Raw genomic sequence first — 4640 nt, forward strand, 5'->3', positions numbered from 1 at the left:
GCGAGGGTTCTCACTTGGGGCGGGGGTCGGTGTGGGCGTTGGGGTAGTATTCGATGGCGGCCCAGCCGGAGGAAGTGGAGTCGAGGGCGTTGGGGGTTTAGCGGGCGGGGTGTTTTGAGCTGTGGGTTTAGGGGGTTGAGTGGTGCGCGTGTCCGCAAGCTTTTCTGGCTCAAAGGCTCTGGCGACATCCTCCAGTTTGGGCACTTCTACCACGGGAGGCAGTTGGGCGATTGCTGGAGATCCTTTAATCGGCGCGGCGGTTTTGGGAAGGGTGCGCTCAACAGGCTTGACGACTTGGGAGACAGAAAGCTTTTGAGCGGGAGGCTTTTGAGCCGTGACAGGGAGGTTGAATGCTTGTGCCAGGGTGCCAATTTTGGGTAGGCTGACGGCTTTGATCTGAGGCGGGTTAAAGGTCTGGGCGATCGTTTGCAGGTTTCTCGAAGCGATCGTTCCTACGGATGGCAGCGGAGCCACGACAGATTTTTTGGGGAGTGCCTGGGCCCGTCTAGAATTGGGTTGAATTTCAGGCTTAAAGGCTTGGGCGACCTTGGCAACAGATGTTTGAGTCAGATTACCCAGCAAATTGTCTTTAGGTAACTTGTCTAAAGAGACCTGTCTCGGACTGGAATTTGTCTGCTTTTCGGATCTAAAGATTTGGGCGACTTCGGCGACGGATTTTTTGGTCGGCTTGTTAGTCGGATTATCTTTAGTCGGATTTTTGGTAATCGAATTGTCAGAAGAAGCCTGTCTCAGACTGGAGTTTGTCTGGGTTTCGGGTCTAAAAAACTGAGCAATTTCGGCGACCCCTTGTGAATCGCTTGGTGAATCGCTTGAGGAGATCGCTGGCTTTTTGGCTGAACTGTCTTTAGCCGGACTGTTGGAAGGAGTCGGCCTCTGGTTTTGGGGCTGACCATCGGAAAGCGTTTGAGAATAAGCCACTCCCGTACTGCCGAAGGCGATCAAAGCTCCCACACCCACACTCATTAAATGAAGAGACATTTTCATACGTTCTCGGTTAGCCCACAGCATATTGAATCAGTGACACGGAGTAGAAACTCCGGAGACGACCTTAAGCAGGATACCGCTTGTGGAGGTCGATCGGCAAAACTGTTTGACTTTAGACTTTCCAGGTTGGGCGGTTTGATCCTTTTGGCGGTTAGCGTCTAGGAGAAACGATCGTCCCCCATGAAAGAATACAGGACAAAAAATAGCAATCTGAAAGACTAAACAATTTTCACGAGTAATCGAGCGCTATTATGCCGCTAACTTAGTTGATTACGGAATTGATGAGTGCTGATCAGGAGAAGGGCGATCGCAAAGGCCAACAGAGCCAGCGCTTCGGGGTACAAAACATCGAGTCCATTGCCTTTGAGTAAAACGCCACGGGCAATTTTGACATAGTGACGCAGTGGATTGAACAGCGAAATGGTTTGGATCAAGGGTGGCATACTCTCGACGGGCGCGATCGCCCCAGACAGTTGGATTAAGGGGAGATTAATAAAAAATGACGTGAGAATTGCCTGCTGTTGAGTGCGAGAAATCGTTGCGAGTAAAAATCCCACTCCGATGCCTACAAAAATATACAGCCCTGAGAAAACCATGAACAAGAAAAAATTACCGCGAAAAGGAACCTGAAACACAAATTTTGCGATGCTCAAGGCGAGTATGACTTCACCCAGGAGCAACACAAATAAAGGAACGATTTTAGCGAGAATAATTTCCCACGCTTCGGCGGGAGTCATCAGCAGTTGTTCGAGGGTGCCAGAATCTTTTTCTCGGACGACGGTTGCAGTGGAAACGAGCGAGCTTCCCAAATTTAACACCAGCCCCAACACTCCCGGAACGATGAACCAACTGGAGATCAAACCTGGATTGTAAAGATAAACCGCCTGCGTCTGGATGGGTACGATCGTCTGCGGTGAAAGTTGCCGACTAAACTGGTTAATAATCTGAGTCGCGTAGCCACTGGCAATCCCCGCAGTATTGGCATCGACGGCATCGATTAAAATCTGCACTTCGGCCGTTTTATCGCCCTTCAAATCGCGGTTAAAGTCAGGAGGAATCACCAGTCCCGCCGTAATTTCGCCCCGCCGGACTTCTTCGCCTAAAGCAAACTCGCTGGGGGGCGATCTCTTCGAGATACTCGCAAGGGGTCGATCCACTCGAAACACGCCATTCACTGTCATCGCCGCAACTAATTCTCGACTCATCGGCGTATTAGAGTAATCGACCACGCCTAATTTCAAATTTTGCACGTCGGGATTGAGCGCCAAGCCAAAAATCAAAAGCTGCACCGTGGGCGGAAAGATGAGAATGAAAATAAGCTGTTTGTTGCGTAAAATCTGACTAACTTCTTTGACCGCTAATGCCCAAAATCGACTTTCTATTAATTGCCGAAGTAGTTTCATTTTTAGAAGGTGAGGAGTGAGGAGTGAGGAGTGAGGTGTTGAAGACAAAACTTAATCAACCGGGTAGCTGCATTCGGCCAATGACTCGTCTGGCGATGTTGAAGAAGAATAGAGAGAGCAGAATTAAAAATAAAGGAGCTGTCCAAATGCCTGGCCAGCCTGTGCCTCGGACAAAAGCATCTCGACTGATTTCGATAAAATAACGAGCGGGCACTATATTCGTGACCAACGATAATGGAAAGGGAATGTTGCTTAAGGGATAGATGAAACCAGATAATAAAAGCGCTGTGAGGAAGCCTGCGGTAGCAACGCCCTGAACAGCAACGGTACGATTATTAGCACGAACGCCGATTAATAATCCAAACATAATGCTGGCTGTTAGAAATAATGCAGTTCCGATAATCAAAGGGGATGGATCGCCCACAAACCAGATTCTAAAAACGACGCATCCTAAACTCATCACAAACAACGCTTGACCGATTCCTACAACAAAGTAAGCTAACCATTTTCCTAACAATAATTCAGCAGCGCTCATACTCGAAGCGTAAGTCTGTAGAATCGTACCTTGCTCCTTTTCTCGCGACATTGCCAACGATGCTAACAATGCTGGATAGATTGCTAAAATTACACCAAAAACTCCCGGTACGATATACAGCGATTCCTTGCGTCCCGGATTAAACCACAGGCGCGTATGGGCGATGACTCGACTCGGTGATGGTAAAAGCTGCTGGTCTTGGATGAAAAAATTAGTGACGGCTTGAATGCTGTTTTTGACCACACGGGCATTGTTGACATCCGTTCCATCGATCAAAACCTGCACGGTGCTTGTCTTTCCAGCTTTGATGTCGCGACTAAAATCAGGGGGAATGATCACCGCCGCTTTGGCCAACCCCCGATCGATGCCCTCTGCCGCATCCTTCCCACTCCACTGCACAGGCGTAAACTGATTGGTCGCATAGAGTCGCTCTATGTAGCTTTGACTGAGATTGCTGCGATCGCCGTCCTGCACAATTAGCTGAATATTCTTTGCCTCCAACCGGATTGCGAATCCGAAGATGAACAGCGTCATGACTGGCAAAATGAACGCCAACGCTAATGTGAGTCGATCGCGACGAAACTGCGCTAATTCTTTGGAGCATTGAGTGAGGATTCGGGACATGGGGGAGGGAGGAGGGAGGAGGGAGGAGGGAGGAGGGATGGATTAAATTCTTTGGGGGTTAGGGTTGGGCGCGTTGGACGACTCCGATGAAGGCATCTTCGAGCGAGAAGGGGATGGGACGGAGCGATCGTACCGGGAGATTGGCAGATTTGAGGAGCGATCGCACTTTGGCAGTGTCTTGAATGGGGTCATCGACGACGATGTGGAGGCGATCGGCAAAAATTGAGACGCGCCAGGAGTCCAGGTGCTGTTTGAGGAGGTTGGAGGCGGCCTGATTTTGGTCGATCATGACTTCGATTAGTTGTCCGGGTTGGGCGGCTTTGATTTGACTGGGTGAACCTTCTGTGACAGTTTCGCCCGCTACCATGAAGCTCATGCGGTTACACTGTTCGGCTTCTTCCAGATAGTGGGTGGTAACGAGAATGGCCGTCCCGTTGCGGGCAAACTCGTTGATCAGTCGCCAAAATTGTCGTCGGGCTAACGGATCGACTCCAGAAGTTGGCTCGTCTAAAAACAAAATTTCTGGCTCGTGCATGACCGATGCCCCAAACGCAACGCGCTGCTTCCAACCGCCCGGAAGTTGCCCCGTCAGCATGGTTTCTTGCCCTTCTAGTCCACAGGTGGCAATCACCCACTCGATTTTTTCTCGACGCAGCTTGCGCGGAATGCCATACACGCCGCTGTAGAATTCCAGGTTTTGCAAAATGGTCAGATCGTCGTAGAGCGTGAATTTTTGACTCATGTAGCCAATCCGCCGCCGCAAGTCACTGCTACGAAGGTTGCCTCGTTCTCCTCCCAGCGCAATCTCACCCGAACTCTTCGGCAGCAAGCCACACAGCATTTTGATCGTGGTCGTCTTGCCTGCACCGTTTGCTCCCAACAGCCCAAAAATTTCGCCATAGCGGACTTCGACATTCACATTCTTGACGGCCTGAAAGCTGCCAAAAATTCGATTCAAATTCTGGGCATAGATGGCGATCGGGTTGCTGGCTGCTAAATCCCACTGGTTACGATCGCCCTTCGATCGCGGAAACTCCAGAAATTGAGGAACCGAGCCTTCCTGCCGCAATCGA

At 50.2% G+C, this 4640-nt stretch carries 4 protein-coding genes; all 4 read right to left on the reverse strand.

Annotation, left to right across the window (positions count from 1 at the left end; genetic code table 11):
- Window positions 1–999, reverse strand: a 999-nt coding sequence (locus tag ACJ2PR_RS35055; RefSeq protein WP_446880517.1) for a hypothetical protein, incomplete at its 3' end; no start/stop codon positions are given.
- 263 nt (window positions 1000–1262) lie between these two features.
- Entirely contained in the window at window positions 1263–2408 is a 1146-nt protein-coding gene (locus tag ACJ2PR_RS35060; protein ID WP_446880518.1) for an ABC transporter permease, read from the reverse strand.
- 55 nt (window positions 2409–2463) lie between these two features.
- Window positions 2464–3567 (reverse strand): ABC transporter permease, encoded by a 1104-nt coding sequence (locus tag ACJ2PR_RS35065; RefSeq protein WP_446880519.1) that lies wholly within the window; start codon window positions 3565–3567, stop codon window positions 2464–2466.
- 58 nt (window positions 3568–3625) lie between these two features.
- Window positions 3626–4640, reverse strand: a 1015-nt coding sequence (locus tag ACJ2PR_RS35070; RefSeq protein WP_446880520.1) for an ABC transporter ATP-binding protein, incomplete at its 5' end; no start/stop codon positions are given.

This window comes from Phormidesmis sp. 146-33, from assembly GCF_052939515.1.

Excerpts from the sequence above, each read along its gene's own strand:
- ACJ2PR_RS35060 (WP_446880518.1), bottom strand. The coding sequence starts at position 2,408 with ATGAAACTACTTCGGCAATTAATAGAAAGTCGATTTTGGGCATTAGCG.
- ACJ2PR_RS35065 (WP_446880519.1), bottom strand. The coding sequence starts at position 3,567 with ATGTCCCGAATCCTCACTCAATGCTCCAAAGAATTAGCGCAGTTTCGT.